Origin of the sequence: Enterobacter sp. KBR-315C3_2022 (assembly GCF_041399425.1) — a bacterium.
GTDB lineage: Bacteria > Pseudomonadota > Gammaproteobacteria > Enterobacterales > Enterobacteriaceae > Enterobacter.
Genome location: NZ_JBGKEB010000033.1, coordinates 19,033 through 36,732, shown reverse-complemented (window position 1 = coordinate 36,732; position 17,700 = coordinate 19,033). Strand labels below are relative to the sequence as shown.

General features: G+C 56.0%; 15 protein-coding genes. 10 read left to right on the top strand and 5 right to left on the bottom strand.

The annotated features are described in order from the left end of the window. The first annotated feature begins 117 nt into the window (after positions 1-117). Entirely contained in the window at positions 118-780 is a 663-nt protein-coding gene (locus AB8804_RS21775) for a DUF1120 domain-containing protein (RefSeq protein WP_371190021.1), read from the top strand. An 803-nt stretch (positions 781-1,583) separates the two neighbouring features. Beyond that, positions 1,584-2,246 carry a DUF1120 domain-containing protein gene (locus AB8804_RS21770; RefSeq protein WP_371190020.1) on the top strand — a complete coding sequence of 221 codons (663 nt, stop codon included), beginning with the start codon at positions 1,584-1,586 and terminating at the stop codon, positions 2,244-2,246. Between the two features lie 68 nt (positions 2,247-2,314). On the opposite strand, the gene AB8804_RS21765 is transcribed toward AB8804_RS21770, so the two are convergent. After that, positions 2,315-3,109 carry a YdcF family protein gene (locus AB8804_RS21765; RefSeq protein ID WP_371190019.1) on the bottom strand — a complete coding sequence of 265 codons (795 nt, stop codon included), beginning with the start codon at positions 3,107-3,109 and terminating at the stop codon, positions 2,315-2,317. A 211-nt stretch (positions 3,110-3,320) separates the two neighbouring features. Between AB8804_RS21765 and AB8804_RS21760 the strand changes: the two genes are divergently transcribed. From AB8804_RS21760 to AB8804_RS21750, 3 genes are read left to right on the top strand one after another with little or no spacing between them, the layout of a single operon-like run. Next, entirely contained in the window at positions 3,321-4,973 is a 1,653-nt protein-coding gene (locus tag AB8804_RS21760; protein ID WP_371190018.1) for an MFS transporter, read from the top strand. A gap of 22 nt (positions 4,974-4,995) precedes the next feature. Continuing rightward, positions 4,996-6,078 (top strand): HlyD family secretion protein, encoded by a 1,083-nt coding sequence (locus AB8804_RS21755; RefSeq protein WP_371190017.1) that lies wholly within the window; start codon positions 4,996-4,998, stop codon positions 6,076-6,078. Continuing rightward, positions 6,075-7,454 carry an efflux transporter outer membrane subunit gene (locus AB8804_RS21750; RefSeq protein ID WP_371190016.1) on the top strand — a complete coding sequence of 460 codons (1,380 nt, stop codon included), beginning with the start codon at positions 6,075-6,077 and terminating at the stop codon, positions 7,452-7,454. The genes AB8804_RS21755 and AB8804_RS21750 overlap by 4 nt, the downstream gene beginning before the upstream one ends. 85 nt (positions 7,455-7,539) lie before the next feature. Here the strand turns inward: AB8804_RS21750 and hrpA are convergent, their stop codons facing one another. Continuing rightward, positions 7,540-11,442, bottom strand: coding sequence for an ATP-dependent RNA helicase HrpA (hrpA, locus tag AB8804_RS21745; RefSeq protein ID WP_371190015.1), 3,903 nt, complete (start codon positions 11,440-11,442; stop codon positions 7,540-7,542). 203 nt (positions 11,443-11,645) lie between these two features. Here hrpA and azoR point away from each other — a divergent pair, with 203 nt between their 5' ends. Together azoR and AB8804_RS21735 are read left to right on the top strand one after the other, a co-directional pair. Continuing rightward, positions 11,646-12,251 (top strand): FMN-dependent NADH-azoreductase, encoded by a 606-nt coding sequence (azoR, locus tag AB8804_RS21740; protein ID WP_371190014.1) that lies wholly within the window; start codon positions 11,646-11,648, stop codon positions 12,249-12,251. A 90-nt stretch (positions 12,252-12,341) separates the two neighbouring features. After that, positions 12,342-13,028 carry an RluA family pseudouridine synthase gene (locus AB8804_RS21735; protein ID WP_371190012.1) on the top strand — a complete coding sequence of 229 codons (687 nt, stop codon included), beginning with the start codon at positions 12,342-12,344 and terminating at the stop codon, positions 13,026-13,028. Positions 13,029-13,035: 7 nt separating this feature from the next. Here AB8804_RS21735 and AB8804_RS21730 read toward each other — a convergent pair whose 3' ends face one another. Next, a complete protein-coding gene (locus AB8804_RS21730) occupies positions 13,036-13,575 on the bottom strand; it encodes a DUF2058 domain-containing protein (protein WP_371190011.1) in 540 nt (179 codons plus the stop codon). 148 nt (positions 13,576-13,723) lie between these two features. On the opposite strand from AB8804_RS21730, the gene AB8804_RS21725 reads away from it, so the two are divergent. Beyond that, entirely contained in the window at positions 13,724-13,921 is a 198-nt protein-coding gene (locus tag AB8804_RS21725; protein ID WP_112009936.1) for a hypothetical protein, read from the top strand. 1 nt (position 13,922) lies between these two features. Continuing rightward, positions 13,923-14,684, top strand: coding sequence for a hypothetical protein (locus AB8804_RS21720; protein ID WP_371190010.1), 762 nt, complete (start codon positions 13,923-13,925; stop codon positions 14,682-14,684). Between the two features lie 95 nt (positions 14,685-14,779). On the opposite strand, the gene AB8804_RS21715 is transcribed toward AB8804_RS21720, so the two are convergent. Next, positions 14,780-15,970: a phospholipase D family protein gene (locus AB8804_RS21715; protein WP_371190009.1), complete on the bottom strand. Its 1,191-nt coding sequence runs from the start codon at positions 15,968-15,970 to the stop codon at positions 14,780-14,782. A gap of 305 nt (positions 15,971-16,275) precedes the next feature. Between AB8804_RS21715 and AB8804_RS21710 the strand changes: the two genes are divergently transcribed. Continuing rightward, entirely contained in the window at positions 16,276-17,016 is a 741-nt protein-coding gene (locus tag AB8804_RS21710; protein WP_371190008.1) for a YiiX/YebB-like N1pC/P60 family cysteine hydrolase, read from the top strand. Between the two features lie 78 nt (positions 17,017-17,094). On the opposite strand, the gene paaY is transcribed toward AB8804_RS21710, so the two are convergent. Continuing rightward, complete coding sequence (paaY, locus tag AB8804_RS21705; protein ID WP_371190007.1) at positions 17,095-17,691, bottom strand: phenylacetic acid degradation protein PaaY; 597 nt, start codon at positions 17,689-17,691, stop codon at positions 17,095-17,097. Positions 17,692-17,700: the final 9 nt, after the last annotated feature.

The following is a 17,700-nucleotide window of genomic DNA, read 5'->3' as shown; positions in this document are numbered from 1 at the left end:
TATATATACAGCACTCGATATTATATCTATCGAACGGAATAGGTGATTAAGATTAACCTTCTCCGAAAATATATTTTGAAATAATTTACAGCATTTAATATTTATTAAGGATCAAGGATGAAAAAGGTAATTCTCGCTACTGTTATCGCATTATGCACCACGTCTGCTTTTGCCGGTGAAACCGCTGTTCTCAAGATCAAAGGTACACTGACTAACGCGGCGTGCTCTGCAGACATGACTAACGGCGGCGTGATCGACTACGGTCGTATCGCTCTTGGCGGCCTGAACACTGCTGCCAACAACGTGCTGGGTCAGAAGCAAATGCCGGTGACCATCACCTGTACTGCACCTACAAAAGTAGGTTTTACGATTATAGACGACCGCGCTGACAGCAACGCACAGCTGCCGGTAGATATCGATAAAAACCCTAACCAGACTGCTAAGTACTTCACTTACGGTATTGGCAAGACGACTGGCGGCGTGAAGATCGGTAACTACAGTCTGTGGATGACTGATGTCATGGCGGACGGCGTTGCTGCCGATCCTATCGGTCATAATAACGACTGGGCTGAAGGTCGCTGGTCAAAAGGTGGTTTCCCTCGTAGCGATGCATTCAACACGATCGCGTTCGGTGCGACGGGTAATACCGATCCTTTGGCCATTACCAATGCTACCTTTAACTTCATTTCTAACGTTGTTATTCGTGACACCGCCACGCTGGCAATCACTGATGATACCCAGCTGGACGGACAGGCAACCATGACTCTGGTTTACCTGTAATAGCGATATCTGATTAGTTTTACCTGTTGATAGCGGGTCAGCGATGGCCCGCTATTTTTTTGCCTGCCAAAATGCCCTGTGCGCTGGCTGAACCTCTCTTCGCGCCCGTCATCCCATCCTGCTCAGATTCGTTTTGCTTTTTTTGAACAGACTGGGTCAACGCAAAACCCATAAGGCGTAATCGACGCCTTTCAACACCGCTGAAATGCCTGACCCAACGGCCTGATGAGAACAAAACAAACGCATGGATAATGTCGATCAGCAAATTCGACTATTTTTTATGCTACATAACTTTGATAAATAATGTTATTTAAGAAACATCCATGCTTAATTAGAATATTTTTATTCCGAAATGCACTGTACGAATCTTTATTTCTTCCTGCCCAGACATCACGCGAGTGAGATTAAGCATGGCAAGTTAAAGTTCAAAAGAAAAAAGTGAGTTGGATTTTATCGCGCGCATGAAAGTTTCGTCCGTACGCCGCCAACAAGGCGGCAACCAAGGGGGTAAACCAAAAAAGCTATAACCAATTGAAAGTTAAGAATTTTAACCAACAAACAGAAAAATTTTAGCCCCCATTTTCTACGCGGCAAGGCATTAATTATTATGATAAGAATCAAGCTAATCGTAACGCCGAATAAAAGTTAAATTTTACTTAAATGTAGATTAAATTTTTATAAATTTTCATAAATGAGATTTTCGATATTATAGCTGTCGAACGGAATAGGTGGTTAAGATTAACCTGCTCCGGGAATATATTTGGAAGCATTTTATAGCATTTAATATTTAGTAAGGATCAAGGATGAAAAAGGTAATTCTCGCTACAGTTATCGCATTGTGCACCACGTCTGCTTTTGCAGGTGAAACCGCTGTTCTCAAGATCAAAGGTACACTGACTAACGCAGCGTGCTCAGCAGATATGAGTAACGGCGGCGTGATCGACTACGGTCGTATCGCTCTTGGTGGCCTGAAGTCTGATGCCAACAACGCGCTGGGTACAAAACAGTTGCCAATCACCATCACCTGTACTGCGCCAACTAAAGTCGCTTTCTCCATTATGGACGATCGCGCCGACAGCAACGCACAGCTTCCGGTTGATGTTGATGCCAACAAAGGTATGACCCAAAAGATCTACACCTACGGTGTAGGCATGACTGCTGGCAACGTTAAAATCGGTAACTACGGCCTGTGGCTCTCTGATTCAACCGTAGACGGCGTTGCAGTGAATTCGATCGGTCAGAACAGCGACTGGACTGCCGATCGTTGGATGGCCGGTTATATCCCTCGTAGCGATGCATTCTCCCGCAATGCTTTCGCCACGAAAGGTACTACCGATCCACTGGCTGTAACTACCGCTACCTTTAACGTTAACACCAACCTGGTTATTCGTGACACCACCACGCTGGCAATCACTGATGATACCCAGCTGGACGGACAGGCAACCATGACGCTGGTTTACCTGTAATAGCGATATCTGATTAGTTTTACCTGTTGATAGCGGGCCAGCAATGGCCCGTTATTTTTTGCGTTACATCACAGCAAAGAACGACTGACCAGCGCGTCGGTTAGAATGGCGTCATCACGCAAAATTTGCCACGCGGCCTCCACCTCGGCCGGCACATCCACGTGGACAATAAAGTCACGCCCCGCCGGACCGTAGCCGTTAATGTCGTCCCGCAGGCGCGGAAGCTCCCCCAGCACCAGCGACAAATAGCGCTCTACCGGCCACAGCCCCTCACCCGCCTCCGCAAACGTCAGGCCATCCTCGCCGTTTTTTAGCACCGGCGTCAGGCCGGGATAACTCACCCACGCGGGGGAAACCGGCTCGCCCCGGCATACCCGTGCTAAGGTCGCCATCGTGCGTCGCTGCATGGTCGGATCCTGCACCACCACCACCCGCGCGCCGGTAAGCCCGCGCTGCTTCATTAGCGCCCAGCTGAAGCGGGCGTTCTCGCCGCAGTTGGTCGACTGGTCCTCGATCGCGATATGTTCAGCGGGAATAGCCCAGAACTCGCGCGCGATGTCCGCCAGGATCGCCGCTTCGGCGCGCCCGGTCGTGGGCAGCCTGTTATAGCGAGGATGTTTGGCAATCGCTGCGTACAGAAAGGTGGTTGAATGCCCAATTCCTCCGCTGACGATCAGCGGCACGTCCTGCTCAGCCGCCAGTTTGCAGGCAGCCTCAATCGTGGGGATCACCGCATTGCCCGCCAGAATCACCAGATCGCCAGAAGGATGTGCCTGGCTATCGTCCTGCGCCAGCCACTTTCCGACGGTATTCACGGCATTGAGCGTTCTGTCGGGCAAACAGGGAAAAAGTGTCATTGTCATCGTTACCTCCTTACACATCGAGAGCTACGATTATCCGCCTTTCATCTCGTCAGGCTATGCCATAATGCTGAAAAATCGCCGACAGTTTTTTTCGTCTTGTTAACAAAATTTGATTAACTTGCGATAATCGTATTCACTTGAATTATCATTTACGTCAGCTTTAGAATCATTAGCCCGCTCATCGTTCAACTTTCCAAAGGTAAACCACGCTATGCGCCTGCCCCAACGCGACCCTTATGCTCCTCGCGAGTGGCAGCCACATGAGAAACCCGCCCTGCTGGGTTCCCCCTCCACGCCGGAACACCCCACCTCGAAACGGATCGCGTACGGCGTGGTCGGCCTGCTGGTGTGCCTGACGGGCGCGCTGGGCAACGCGGTGGTGACCGCCAATCTGCAAAACCTGCAGGGCACCTTCGGCGCCTGGTCAACGGAAATCGCCTGGCTGCCCGCCGTCTACGTCATGACCAACGTCTCCATCAACCTGCTGCTGGTAAAATTTCGCCAGCAGTACGGTCTGCGCGCGTTCACCGAGGGCTTTCTGGTGCTGTACGTGCTGGTCACCTTTTTCCACCTGTTTGTGAACGACCTCAGCTCGGCGCTGATGGTGCGGGCAGCGCACGGGATGGTCGCCGCCGCGCTCAGCTCGCTCGGCATCTATTATCAAATCCAGGCCTGGCCCGCAAAGCACCGGCTTAAGGCGCTGACGATCGGCATCACCGGATCATCGCTGGCGATCCCGCTCGCCCGCCTGTTCTCTACCGAGCTGCTGCAGCTCGACGAGTGGCGCGGGCTGTACTTCTTCGAACTGGGGCTGGCGCTTATTTCGCTGGCCTGCGTGATGGTGCTGAAGCTGCCGCCGGGCGATCGGCGCAAGGTCTTTGAGAAAAAAGATTTCGTCACCTTCTTCCTGCTCGCGCCGGGCATGGCGCTGCTCTGCGCCGTGCTCTCGCTCGGCCGTATCGACTGGTGGTTTGAAGCGCCGTGGATCGGCTGGGCGCTGGCGCTCTCGCTGGTGCTGCTCGTCTCCGCCATTGTCTTTGAGCACAACCGCAGCAATCCGCTGCTGAATACCCGCTGGCTGTCGAGCGGCAGCATCGTGCGCCTTGGGCTGATTATGCTGCTGATCCGCATCGTGCTGGCGGAACAGAACACCGGCGTCATCGGCTGGCTGCAGTACGTGGGCTTACAGAATGAGCAGATGACCCACCTGGCGTGGTCTATTTTCTCGGGCATTGTCTGCGGCATCGTCACCAGCTGTCTGACGATCAAGCCGACGAAGCTGGCCTGGCCGATTATTACCTCGCTGGCGCTGATGATTGTCGCCTCGCTGCTGGACAGCCAGTCCAATAACCTGACCCGCCCGGACCAGCTGATGATCAGCCAGTTCCTGCTGGGCTTCGGCAGCGCCTTCTTCCTCGCCCCGGCAATGCTGGCCGCCATCGGCGGCGTCATCGCCGAACCGCGCAACCTGGTCAGCTTTTCCGTCATGTTCGGCATGAGCCAGAACCTCGGCGGCCTGCTGGGCTCGGCCATCCTCGGTACCTTTCAGACCTGGCGCGAGAAGTACCACTCCAGCCTGCTGGCGGATCAGCTCACCACCCTTAACCCGCTGGTGAACGAACGCATCCAGCTTTATACCCAGCTCTACAAAAGCCTGATTGGCGACAGCGCCCTGCTGGGGACGCAGGCCATTACCCAGCTCCAGACGGTTACCTCCCTTGAGGCAAATATTCTGGCTTACAACGATACTTACCTGCTGACGGCGAGCATTGCCACCGCCACGCTGGTCTGGATTTTGTGGCGCTTGCTGCGCCTGCGCATCACCGCCCGCATGGCCCTTAAGAACGCCACCGGCAATAAGTAATGACTATTTTTCAGGAGAAGTTATGAGTCAGCAGGATGCCGCTAAAGAGCAGGCCAATACCCGCAAAAACGTGCGCGTCGTGTCCGTATTCACCGCCGCCGCGATTGGGATCGTCGGGGTGCTGGTGATCCTTTACGCGTGGCAACTGCCGCCGTTCACCCGCCACGCGCAGTTCACGGATAACGCCTACGTCCGCGGCCAGACGACCTTTATCAGCCCGCAGGTCAACGGCTACATCACCGAGGTGCACGTTCAGGATTTCGCCCAGGTCAAAAAAGGCGACCTGCTGCTGCAAATTGACGACCGCATTTACCGCCAGCGCGTGCATCAGGCCGAGGCGCAGCTGGCGATGAAAATTGCCGCGCTGAACAACAACCTGCAGCAGCGCAAAAGCGCCGACGCGGTGATAGCCAAAAACGAGGCGGCGCTGAAAAACGCCCGCGCCCAGAACCTGAAAACCCAGGCCGACCTGAAGCGCGTGAAAGAGCTTACCGCCGACGGCTCGCTCTCTATACGCGAGCGCGATGCGGCGCTGGCCAGCGCCGCGCAGGGTAACGCCGATATCGACCAGGCCAGCGCCACGCTGGAGATGTCGCGCCAGGATCGGCAGACGGTCATCGTCAACCGCGGCGCGCTTGAGGCGGACGTTGAAAACGCCAAAGCGGCGCTGGAGCTGGCGCAAATCGACCTGCAAAACACCCGCATCGTCGCCCCGCGCGACGGCCAGCTGGGGCAAATTGCCGTTCGCCTCGGCGCTTACGTTACCGCAGGCACCCACCTCACCACCCTGGTGCCGCCGCAGCACTGGGTTATCGCCAATATTAAAGAGACGCAGCTGGCGGATCTGCGCGTCGGGCAGCCGGTGAAATTCACCGTCGATGCGCTGAATGACAAAGCCTACGAGGGCCGCGTAGAGAATATCTCCCCGGCCACCGGCGTCGAGTTCAGCGCCATCACGCCGGATAACGCCACCGGGAACTTCGTCAAAATCGCCCAGCGCATTCCGGTGCGCATTGAGGTGCTCGGCAAGCCGGAAGACGCGGCGCTGCTGCGCCCGGGGATGTCTGTACAGGTGACGATTGATACGCGGGAGGCGAAGCCATGATCCTGCGCCCGATGGCCGCCGCGCTGGTGGCGATATGGCTCGCCGGCTGCCAGTCGGTCGACGTTGAGCCGGCCCAGCCGTCGCTGCAGATCCCCGCGCAGTGGCGCGCCGCGTCGGGCCCGACCAGCCCGGCTGAGCGGCTCTGGTGGCGTAACTTCCACGATAATCACCTCAACCGCTACGTGGAGCAGGCGCTCAATAACAACAGCGACGTGCTGATTGCCCGCGAGCGCGTTAACGAATATCAGGCGCGGGTCTATGCCGCCGACGGCAGCCTGTTTCCGTCGCTGGATGCGGGCGTGACCGGCACCCGCGCCCGCTCGCAGTCTGCCGCGACCGGGCTGCCGGTCTATGGCTCGCTGTATAAAGGCAGCCTGACCGCCAGCTACGACGTGGATATCTGGGGCGTTAACCGCAGCACCGCCAGCGCCGCCGAGGCCTCGCTTGAGGCGCAAAAGGCCGCGGCCGCCGCGGCGGATTTGACCGTCGCATCGTCGGTGGCGTCCGGGTACGTCACCCTGCTCTCGCTGGATGAGCAGCTGCGCGTAACCGAGTCCACGCTGAAATCCCGCGAAGAGGCGTTCAACCTGGCCAAACGTCAGTTTGACACCGGCTACAGCTCGCGGCTGGAGCTGATGCAGTCCGACTCCGAGCTGCGCGCCACGCGGGCGCAGGTGCCGGTGATTCAGCATCAGATTGCGCAGCAGGAAAACGCGCTCGGCCTGCTGCTGGGCAGTAATCCGGGAGACGTTGCGCGCGCTAACGATTTCGACGCCCTAACCCCGCTCGCCATTCCCTCGCAGCTGCCGTCCACCCTGCTCAACCGCCGCCCGGATATTGCCCAGGCGGAACGCCAGCTGGTTGCGGCAGACGCGACGCTCGCGGCCTCCCGCGCCAGCCTGCTGCCGTCGATCAACCTGACCGCCACTGGATCGGTGCAGGATCGCACCCTTTCGGGCTTGCTGGATAATCCGCTGCAGCTGTGGAGCATCGGCGGCAGCATCCTCGCGCCGCTGCTGAACCGCCAGGCGCTGAACGCGCAGGTAGATATTTCGCAGTCCCAGCGCAATCAGGCGCTTTATAGCTATGAAAAAACGGTGCGTAACGCCTTCGCGGAAGTGAACAACAGCCTCGACGCCATTACGCGCTATCAGGAACAGCTGACCGAGCTGCTGGCGCAGCAGGATGTCGCCCAGGAGACATTGCGCATCGCGCAAAACCGCTATCGCAACGGCTACTCGTCCTATCTTGACGTGCTGGACGCGCAGCGCACGCTCTATTCGGTACAAACCAGCGTGGTGCAGGTGAAAAATAACCTTCTGCTGGCGCAGATCGATTTGTATAAAGCGCTGGGTGGCGGTTGGGTGAGTGCCTGAGAACATGCCGGGTGGCGGCTACGCCTTACCCGGCCTACATATTATCCCGTAGGCCCGGTAAGCGCAGCGCCACCGGGCACTGTTTTTAGCCGGAGATCTGCTCCATCGCCTGCAAAATACGCTTATCCGAAATCGGATACGGCGTCCCGAGCTGCTGCGCGAAGAAGCTGACGCGCAGCTCCTCGATCATCCAGCGGATCGCCTGCACGTCTTCGTCGTCGCGGCGGGCGGGCGGCAGCTTGTTGAGCCACTGCTGCCACGCCTGCTGCACGCTTTCAACCTTCAGCATCTGCGCGCGATCGCGGTGCGGATCGATGGCCATTTTTTCCAGCCGTTTTTCAATTCCGTGCAGGTAGCGCAGCGTATCGCCCAGGCGCTTGAAGCCGTTGCCGGTGACAAAACCGCGGTACACCAGCCCCGCCATCTGCGCCTTCACGTCCGACAGGCCGAGCGCCATGGTCATGTCCACGCGCCCCTTCAGCCGCTTGTTGATGTTGAAGACCGCCGTCAGGATCTGTTCGACCTGTTTGGCAATCTCCACCACCGTGTCGTTCAGCTCGGCGCGCACCTTCTCGTGCAGCTTCGCAAACGCCTCTTCGGTCCAGACCGGACCGCCCGCCTCGTCAATCAGCTTGTCCACGCCGCAGGAGATGCAGTCGTCGATCAGATCCAGCACCTTGCCGTACGGGTTAAAGTACAGCCCCAGCTTGGCCTTGTTCGGCAGCTTCTCGTGCAGATATTTGATCGGCGACGGGATATTCAGCAGCAGCAGGCGGCGTAGCCCGCGCCACATCATCTGCTGCTGCTCCTGCGGATTATCGAACAGCTTAATCGCCACGCTGTCGCGCTCGTCCACCAGCGCGGGCCAGGCCTTGACCTTATAATTACCGCGCTTCTGCTCGTAGCTTTCCGGAAGCTGACCAAAGCTCCAGATGTGCAGCCCGCTCTGCTCGATGCCGTCGTCCGCCACCGCAGAAAGCGTCTCCTGCACCTTGCCCTTCAGCGCGTCCTTCAGCCCGGTGAGCGAACGGCCCTCCAGCAGCTTTTTGTTTTTATCGTCCACCACGCGGAAGGTGATTTTAAGGTGATCGGGCAACTGATCCCAGTTCCAGTCCTCGCGGTCGATGGTGGTGCCGGTCATGCGGCGGAACTCGCGCTCCAGCGCGTCCAGCAGCGGCATTTCAAGCGGCGTCGCGCGGCCTAAAAACGCCTCGGCGTAGTTTGGCGCGGGCACAAAGTTACGGCGCACCGGCTTCGGCAGCGATTTGATCAGCGCAATCACCAGCTCGCGGCGCAGACCGGGGATTTGCCACTCAAACCCGCTCTCCTCCACCTGGTTGAGCAGCGGCAGCGGAATGTGGACGGTCACGCCGTCCGCGTCCGCGCCCGGCTCAAACTGGTAGGTCACGCGCAGCTTGAGGTTGCCCTGATGCCAGAAGTTCGGGTAGTCGAGCTTGCTTACCGACTCCGCGCCTTCCTTAATCAGCATGCTCTTCTCGAAGTTGAGCAGGTCCGGCGTCTCTTTCGCGACCTTCTTCCACCAGCTGTCAAAGTGGCGCGCGGAGACCACGTCGTGGCTGATGCGCTGGTCGTAAAACTCAAACAGCGTCTCGTCGTCCACGAGGATGTCGCGGCGGCGCGTTTTGTGCTCCAGCTCTTCAACCTCCGCACGCAGCTTGAGGTTTTCGCGGAAGAAGGCGTGGCGCGTCTGCCAGTCGCCCTCCACCAGCGCGTGGCGGATGAACAGCTCCCGGCTGAGTGCCGGATCGATCTGGCTGTAGTTGACCTTGCGCGCGGCCACCACCGGCAGGCCATAGACGGTGACCTTCTCGGTCGCCATCACCGCGCCCTGCGCCCGCTCCCAGTGCGGCTCGCTGTACGAACGCTTCAGCAGGTGCTGGGCAACGGGCTCAACCCATTCCGGATCGATGCGCGCCGCAATGCGCCCCCACAGGCGGCTGGTTTCCACCAGCTCGGCCACCATCGTCCACTTCGGCGGCTTCTTGAACAGGCCAGAACCCGGGAAGATGGAGAAGCGGGCGTTGCGCGCGCCAGTAAACTCCTGCTTGTCGGCGTCCTTCATGCCGATGTGCGACAGCAGCCCGGTCAGCAGCGCGATATGAATTTCGCGGTACTCCGCCGGCTCGCTGTTCACCGGAATGCCCAGCTCTTTCACCACCTGGCGCAGCTGGGTGTAGATATCCTGCCACTCGCGCACGCGCAGGTAGTTGAGGAAATCCACCCGGCACTGGCGGCGGAACTGGTTCGATGACAGCGCCTTCTGCTGCTCGCCGAGGTAGTTCCACAGGTTGACAAAGGCGAGGAAGTCGGACTCTTTATCGTGGAAGCGGCGGTGCTTCTCGTCTGACGCCTGCTGCTTGTCCATCGGCCGCTCGCGCGGATCCTGAATGGAGAGCGCCGAGGTGATGATCATCGCCTCGCGCACGCAGCCGTGCTTCTGCGCTTCGAGCACCATGCGCGCCAGGCGCGGATCGACCGGCAGCTGGCTCAGCTGGCGGCCCAGCGGCGTGAGCTTGTAGGCGGTCGCCTGCTCGTCTGTGGTAATCGCGCCGAGCTCTTCCAGCAGGCGCACGCCGTCCTGAATGTTGCGCTTGTCCGGCGCCTCCACGAACGGAAACGCGGCGATGTCGCCCAGCCCCAGCGCGGTCATCTGCAGAATGACGGACGCGAGGTTGGTGCGCAGAATTTCCGGATCGGTAAACTCCGGGCGCGACAGGAAATCGTCCTCAGAATAGAGGCGAATGCAGATCCCTTCCGACACGCGGCCGCAGCGGCCCTTACGCTGGTTGGCGGAGGCCTGCGACACCGGCTCAATCGGCAGGCGCTGCACCTTGGTGCGGTAGCTGTAGCGGCTGATGCGCGCCGTGCCCGGGTCGATCACGTACTTGATGCCCGGCACGGTCAGGGAGGTTTCCGCCACGTTGGTGGCGAGCACGATGCGGCGTCCGCCGTGCGGCTGGAACACGCGGTTCTGCTCGCTGTTCGACAGGCGCGCGTACAGCGGCAGGATCTCGGTGTGGCGCAGGTCGCGCTTGCTCAGCGCGTCGGCGGTATCGCGAATTTCACGCTCGCCGCTCATGAAGATCAGAATGTCGCCCGCGCTCTCCCTACCGAGCTCGTCAACGGCGTCGAAGATGGCCTGCAGCTGGTCGCGCTCGGTGTCGTCCGCCTCTTCGACAATCGGGCGATAGCGCACTTCCACCGGATAGGTGCGGCCAGAGACTTCAATGATCGGCGCGTTGCTGAAATGCTTCGAGAAGCGCTCCGGGTCGATGGTCGCGGAAGTGATGATGATTTTCAGGTCCGGACGGCGCGGCAGCAGCTCCTTCAGGTAGCCGAGCAGGAAATCGATGTTCAGGCTGCGCTCGTGCGCTTCATCAATAATGATGGTGTCGTACTGCATCAGCAGCCGGTCCTGCTGAATTTCCGCCAGCAGGATGCCGTCGGTCATCAGCTTAACCATGGTGTTGTCGCTCACGTGGTCGCTGAAGCGCACCTTGTAGCCGATGCAGCCGCCCGGCTCCGTTTGCAGCTCTTCGGCAATGCGGTTCGCCACGGTGCGCGCCGCCAGACGACGCGGCTGGGTGTGGCCGATCAGCCCTTTCACCCCGCGGCCCAGCTCCATGCAGATTTTTGGCAGCTGGGTGGTTTTACCGGACCCGGTTTCCCCCGCGACAATCACCACCTGGTGATCGCGCACGGCGTTGAGAATGTCCTGTTTTTTCTGGCTGACGGGCAGGTTTTCCGGATAGGTAATCGCCGGGCGCGCGGCTTCGCGCAGCACAACTTTCCCTGCCGCCTGGTCAATCTCTTTCGCCATCTCCTGGTAAATGGCCTGTTGTGCATCAGGATTTTTAACCTTCTTCACGCCGTGCAGGCGACGGGCAAACCGCTGTTTGTCGCGCAGCATCAGGGTATCAAGCCGCTGCATCAGCATCGGGAAGGTGAGTTTTAGTTGTTCTGTCATAGCGTTAACGGGCAGTGCACTGCCGGATAAAATCTCTTTCTAATGATTGCTATAGAGTACCACACCCGCGCTTTTCACGCCTTATTCAAAAATTTCGAACATAGGCTTCGATATATTGCGCTATCCCTGTGGCAGGATTGTGAATAAAGTGTCAACAAGCAACGGGGCAACCCCCTTCAATCAAATAAATACAGGAATCACCCATGAGCAAAGTATTAGTTCTGAAATCCAGCATTCTGGCAGGGTACTCTCAGTCTGGTCAGCTGTCTGACTATTTCATCGAACAGTGGCGCGAACAGCATCCTGCTGACGAAATCACCGTGCGTGACCTGGCGGCAAACCCGATTCCTGTGCTGGATGGCGAGCTGGTTGGCGCGCTGCGCCCAAGCGATGCGCCGCTGAGCCCGCGTCAGCAGGAAGCGCTGGCGCTCTCCGACGAGCTGATCGCCGAGCTGCAGGCGCACGACGTTATCGTGATCAACGCGCCAATGTACAACTTCAACATCTCCACCCAGCTGAAGAACTACTTTGACCTGGTGGCTCGCGCCGGCGTTACCTTCCGCTACACCGAAAACGGTCCGGAAGGCCTGGTGAAGGGCAAGCGCGCTATCGTGCTGACCAGCCGCGGCGGTATCCACAAAGATACCCCAACCGATCTGGTCACCCCGTACCTGAGCGTGTTCCTGGGCTTCATCGGCCTGACCGACGTGAACTTCGTGTTCGCAGAAGGCATTGCCTACGGTCCGGAAGTGGCGACCAAAGCGCAGACCGATGCAAAAGCGGCGATCGACAGCCTGGTCGCAGCGTAAGATTTCCCCCTCTCACCGCCCGGTGGGAGGGTTTTTCTTTTGCCCCACCTTTCGCTATCATGCGCACCCACTCATTCACCGGGCTGCCTGATGTCAGTGATTATCGATACCTTTATTGCTCCGCCGTGCCGTGAGGCAATAGAAACGCTGTATCAGGACGACCATCTGGTGCTGATCAACAAGCCTTCCGGATTGCTCAGCCTGTCAGGCAAAAACCCGCAAAACCTCGACTCCGTTCACTATCGCCTGGTGCAAACCTTCCCCGGCTGCACGCTGGTACATCGTCTTGATTTTGGCACCTCCGGGCTGATGGTGGTGGCACGCAACAAGGCGATCAACGCGGCGCTGTGCCGCCAGTTTAGCGAGCACGGCGTGGAGAAAGTTTACACCGCCCTGCTTTGCGGGCATGTGAATGAGGATGAAGGGATTATCGACGCGCCGATTGCCAAAGATCCGGCGCTGTTTCCGCTGATGTCGATCGGCGCGGTTAACGGCAAGCCCGCGCGCTCCCGCTATCGGGTAATCGAACGTTTTTATCACGAGACGGGGTTAGCGCTGACGAGGGTGTTGCTTACCCCGGAAACCGGGCGCACCCACCAGCTGCGCATTCACTGCCGGGAGCTGGGCCACCCGATTCTGGGCTGCGATCTGTACGGCGGGTTAACCTATCCCGGCTCCGCCGACGCGCCGCGGTTAATGCTGCACGCCAGCGGGCTGGACTTTGTTCATCCGGTGAGCGGAGAGGCGGTCAACGCCCGCCACGCCGCGCCGTTTTAAGACCGGTTTACCACATCAGGTCGTCCGGGATTTTGAAGTCCGCGTACGGATCGTCTTCATCCTGAACTTCCTGGCTCAGGGCGCTGTTCAGGACGATGCTGTCGGCATCGCGCTGGGCAATTTTATCCGCCACCACCGCCGGGATAATCGCGTATTCGCAGTCGCCGCTGGCGTTAACCACCAGGCGCGCAATCGCCAGGCGGCCGTTAATCAGCTGGCTTTGGGTCAGCTTATCCACCTCAATTTTCTTGATAAGATTACCGTCGGTAAAGTTAAAGGTAATGTTGCCTTTCGACACCGTGATGCGGTTCATTTCGATCAGCTGCTTAACCTGAGCCTTAAACTCTTTCGCCAGCACCGCCTTCTTGTGCTGCTCGCTCAGCTGCTTGTCGCGCTCAAGCTGCGCCTTTTTGTTCTCTTCTACCGCTTCTCTGGCCTCGCGGGCCTGCACGCGGGACTTCTTCGCCGTGCGCTGGACTTTGGCCACTTTCTTGCTGGTCACTAAGCCCGCTTTCAGCATCTGCTCTTGTAAGGTGAGTTTTGACATGTTCGTTTTAAACCGGTTGGAAATTTGGCGGGATTATACCCGTTATGGCCAGGCGCTGAAACATTCCGCCCTTTTTCGGCTTTACCTGAATGCAGGATCTCCCCCCGTAGACCAGGCTTATTCTTTTTGCTGATAAGGATACCGCGCGATGAAACGCCTGTTTATGTCGATATTTTCCAGCCCCGAGTCCTTGCTGCAGGTGATGAGCCAGCAGGAAATCATTGAGGCCGTCGAGGACGGCGACCGAATTATCATCGACCAGGACGGGAACGCGTCCGTGAATTTCAAAAGCAACGAGGTGCGCGAAGACTTTCTTCGCCACGTTAACGCACTGAAGAGGGCGTGAAATGGGAACGGCGATCTTTATGGTGCTGATGGTGTGCGGATACTGGTATACCAGCCGCGACCTCTCCACCCGCTTCAAAATCAAGCGCTCCTTCGGCTGGGACGTCTATTTTCTTGTCGCGCTGTACGGCTGCATTTTTGTGCTGCAGGGCGTGATCGCGACGGGGCTGCTGTGGCTGCTTCTGCTCGCGCTATCCGCTGTCGATAACTCCTTCCATTTCAGCTCCGAGCGCTACGCCAACTGGCAGATGGAGTTTATGAACTGGAGCTTTTTAGGCATTCAGGCGCCGGTGGTTCTGATGCTGGCATTCACCATCCTGTTCTGTCTTTACCGCTCGAACTGGGCCGGAAGCGCCAGGCTGGACGGAATCGGCAGGAAAAAGCTCTACCAGCGGCTCGCGCAGTCGAGCGGTATCGAACAGCTGCTCTACCAGTGCATGGAGGAAGGCGAGCTCGCGCAGGTGACGCTGAAATCGCGCAGGATCTACATCGGCATGATCCACACCGCCACGCTGGAGTATGAGAAAACGGCGAATATCGTCCTGATCCCGATGCTGAGCGGCTACCGCGACGTCAAAACGATGAACATGCGCATCGAGAATAACTACAGCGCGTGGTACGACGCCCACGGCATCACGCTAGATTCAGAACCCCGAAGCGCGATGGCGTTCCGAAAAGTGATCATGCTGAACCACATTGAGAGCCTGTCGCTGTTCGACCCGGCCAGCGCGAGCGCGCTGGCGCTGGTGAGTCGGGAGGATTGATCGTCAGCTGCTTACTGAGGTCGTACGTCACGTACTCAACGCACCATAATCCGCCCATGAAAAGAATGGGCGGGATTTAAGTCTGATTAATTTCTTTACGGCAGGCCCTGATAAAATAGCGAATCGATCATTGCCGCGCGGCCTTTCCATGCTTGTGCTTCAAAAGAGCTCTCAGGTAAGGGCGAAGACCACCAGACTGAATCAATTATGCGCAAAATAATATTTTGCCAGTAATTTTCTGGCGTCACATTCATTGGTATTGCAAAGTCTTTACATAGTGCGCGCCGGTTTTGACTATCTAAACAGACAAAATAATCTGGCCGCTTCATGGCCAGCATTCTGGTCATAGTCGCAATGGCTGCACCACCCTCGGGGAATGCGAGCTTAAATAGCCGCACATACTTTTTATAGTCAGCCTCGGTAACAATGCCCGTTAGGGGTATTTGATCCAGCGCGTCAGAAAGATAGGGATTATTAGTGTTAATCACATTTTTAAAGTAGCCGGCTCCGACCATGCTGCCAAACCATTTCCAGTTAATGTCAACACCATTAATTACCCCGGCAACTTGTTTACGCTGCAGGTCATTCAACGTTGAGAAAGATGAGTTTTCAGTAAAATACTTCTGAACCGTGCCGAGTACATCAAGCCTGCCCTGAAAGGAATTTAACTCATCACCGGAAACTCTTTTATAATACTCATCCCACGTGAGTGAGAATATCTCAGAACTCAATATACTCCGTTTATTTTTAGTTTCGCCGTAGATACCTTTCAAGGCATCTAGCTTTTGCCTGTTTTTATTCCATATGTTTTTATAATTGGAAATTTCCTTGCGAGTCATCTTACTCGCTTCCGACCAATAGAAATCGATCGCTTGCAGAATATTCGCTAAGGCCGAATCTGCTCCGGGCTCGTTGCTATTAAAGTGGGTCATCATTTCATGATTTTTTGTCAGCGCTGACGCTGTGAAATTGGCACTCCCTACCAAGCATTCCCATTCCCCATTCTCGTTCGAGAAAAGATACACCTTTGGATGAAAAATGCCATCGGTCTTCAGTATAAATCTTACATTACAATCACTTGAAAAGGCATCAATGAAATTAGGATGCGTTTGGTAAAAATGCGTCCCGACGATCATTTTGGCTATTTTGTGTTTATTTTCCAGCAGAGCAAATGACGCTTTTGAGCCCATCGAAGCCCACGCTGTCGCAATATGATATTTTTCATACTTACGCATTATTTTTACGAGAGCGAGATCAATTTCGAATGGCGAGGTGATAATTTTCATTTGCTTCCTAAAGTAAAATTTATGCGTTGCTAAACTTGTTAATATTGTTGCCCATCAAGCAAATAAATACTCAACGCTCAGCACGACGCTTTCAGCAACTATCCTTATAAGGCAACTTTGCTACGGTTGTCTTAAACCCTTGGTTATGAGGCTGAGTTAATCTTTAACCTGACATTCTTAACCTAATGTATAGATGTTTGTAAAGCGAATGTGATAGAGTTATCCACATTATTGTGTGGATTTTGCTTTTTGCGCAGGGGTCAATCAAATTTATGTGCGTCTACCTACCAGGATTACCCGGTGATTTGATTTTAATTTCACCACCTCATCAAAGCTTTAATACTTGTTTACAGAGCCTGTTTCGCATTAAAAAAGCCAGGCATTCTCACGTGTGCATAGTTTTAGAGCAATACAATCTTATACATGCTATGCCTAAGAGCGGTGTCACCATTGAGTCGATAAGGGAAATACTTAAAAACTCTGACGTAAAATTTCAAGTATTTCGCAATGTGCACTTGCAAAATGAAGAGGCGATATGTCAGATAAAATACGCGTTACTTTATTTCTTACGTCAACGCTATAATTATCGTTTTTTCTTTCAGAGCCCATGGCATTCATCATTCTGTTCAGAACTCGCGAGTCGAGCATTTGAGGCGGTAGGTATCTCAATCTCAAATCTGCCGCCAAAAAGTACATTGCCGACAGATATTTATACACATATTACACAATCATCTGATTGGATTGATGTTACAGAGCTATTCAAATACAACTACTTGAGTACACACTATAAAGATGTTTATGATGTCGCTGCAAATTTCATCAAAGCTGCAGAATATCTAAATCAGGACATGTCCTTTGGACAACAGCAACTTCTTGATAAAGTTAACTTTGTAACAGCAAATAGCGAAAATCCAACCAATTATAAACCACCCAAAAATTACTGGAGTAATGAATTGGGTAAAAAATTTAGTTTAACTCTTCATATTCGCTATAGATTAATGCAACTATTATCTCTACTAAACCGTAACGGCTCGTCTGACAAATAAGAAAATGACAGCACAAATCAGAGGCTCAATATCGGAACCTCTCCAATTCATTAATAGCAATGATTTCCTTAAGTCAGCTCACCCCGCCGACTTCGGCCTCAAGTTCTCATCAAAGACCAGCCGCTTGCGCCCGGGCTCTTCCTCGCGCAGCGGCTCAACCTGGTGCATCGTCAGCTTGCAGCGCTCCACCAGCACCTGATACTCGCGGGTGCCCTGCTGCTTCCAGGCGATCTCCTGCTCGCTCAGGGTGCGGATCGCCTTCGCCGGGCTGCCGATGATCAGGTGGTTGGAGGGCATCTCGGCTTTGGCCTTCACGAACGCCGCTGCGCCGACGATGCTGTTTTCGCCAATCACCGCCCCGTCCATCACCACCGCGTTCATACCGACCAGCGCGTTGCGGCGGATAATGCAGCCGTGCAGGATGGCGCTGTGGCCAATGTGCCCGTCCTCTTCGACAACGGTATCCTGCTCCGGGAAGCCGTGCATCACGCAGTTATCCTGAATGTTGGCCCCGTCCTTCACCACGATGCGGCCAAAATCCCCGCGCAGGCTGGCGTTCGGGCCGACGTACACGCCCTTACCCAGAATCACGTCGCCAATCAGCACCGCCGTGGGGTGAACGTAGCTTTCGTCGGGCACGACCGGCGTCAGGCCGTCAATTTGATAAACAGGCATAGCTTCTCC

Coding starts and splice junctions, on each gene's coding strand:
- AB8804_RS21760 (WP_371190018.1), top strand. CDS start 3,321: ATGCGCCTGCCCCAACGCGACCCTTATGCTCCTCGCGAGTGGCAGCCA.
- AB8804_RS21730 (WP_371190011.1), bottom strand. CDS start 13,575: ATGTCAAAACTCACCTTACAAGAGCAGATGCTGAAAGCGGGCTTAGTG.
- AB8804_RS21720 (WP_371190010.1), top strand. CDS start 13,923: ATGGGAACGGCGATCTTTATGGTGCTGATGGTGTGCGGATACTGGTAT.
- AB8804_RS21770 (WP_371190020.1), top strand. CDS start 1,584: ATGAAAAAGGTAATTCTCGCTACAGTTATCGCATTGTGCACCACGTCT.
- AB8804_RS21725 (WP_112009936.1), top strand. CDS start 13,724: ATGAAACGCCTGTTTATGTCGATATTTTCCAGCCCCGAGTCCTTGCTG.
- azoR (WP_371190014.1), top strand. CDS start 11,646: ATGAGCAAAGTATTAGTTCTGAAATCCAGCATTCTGGCAGGGTACTCT.
- AB8804_RS21715 (WP_371190009.1), bottom strand. CDS start 15,970: ATGAAAATTATCACCTCGCCATTCGAAATTGATCTCGCTCTCGTAAAA.
- AB8804_RS21765 (WP_371190019.1), bottom strand. CDS start 3,109: ATGACAATGACACTTTTTCCCTGTTTGCCCGACAGAACGCTCAATGCC.
- AB8804_RS21735 (WP_371190012.1), top strand. CDS start 12,342: ATGTCAGTGATTATCGATACCTTTATTGCTCCGCCGTGCCGTGAGGCA.
- hrpA (WP_371190015.1), bottom strand. CDS start 11,442: ATGACAGAACAACTAAAACTCACCTTCCCGATGCTGATGCAGCGGCTT.
- paaY (WP_371190007.1), bottom strand. CDS start 17,691: ATGCCTGTTTATCAAATTGACGGCCTGACGCCGGTCGTGCCCGACGAA.
- AB8804_RS21755 (WP_371190017.1), top strand. CDS start 4,996: ATGAGTCAGCAGGATGCCGCTAAAGAGCAGGCCAATACCCGCAAAAAC.
- AB8804_RS21750 (WP_371190016.1), top strand. CDS start 6,075: ATGATCCTGCGCCCGATGGCCGCCGCGCTGGTGGCGATATGGCTCGCC.
- AB8804_RS21775 (WP_371190021.1), top strand. CDS start 118: ATGAAAAAGGTAATTCTCGCTACTGTTATCGCATTATGCACCACGTCT.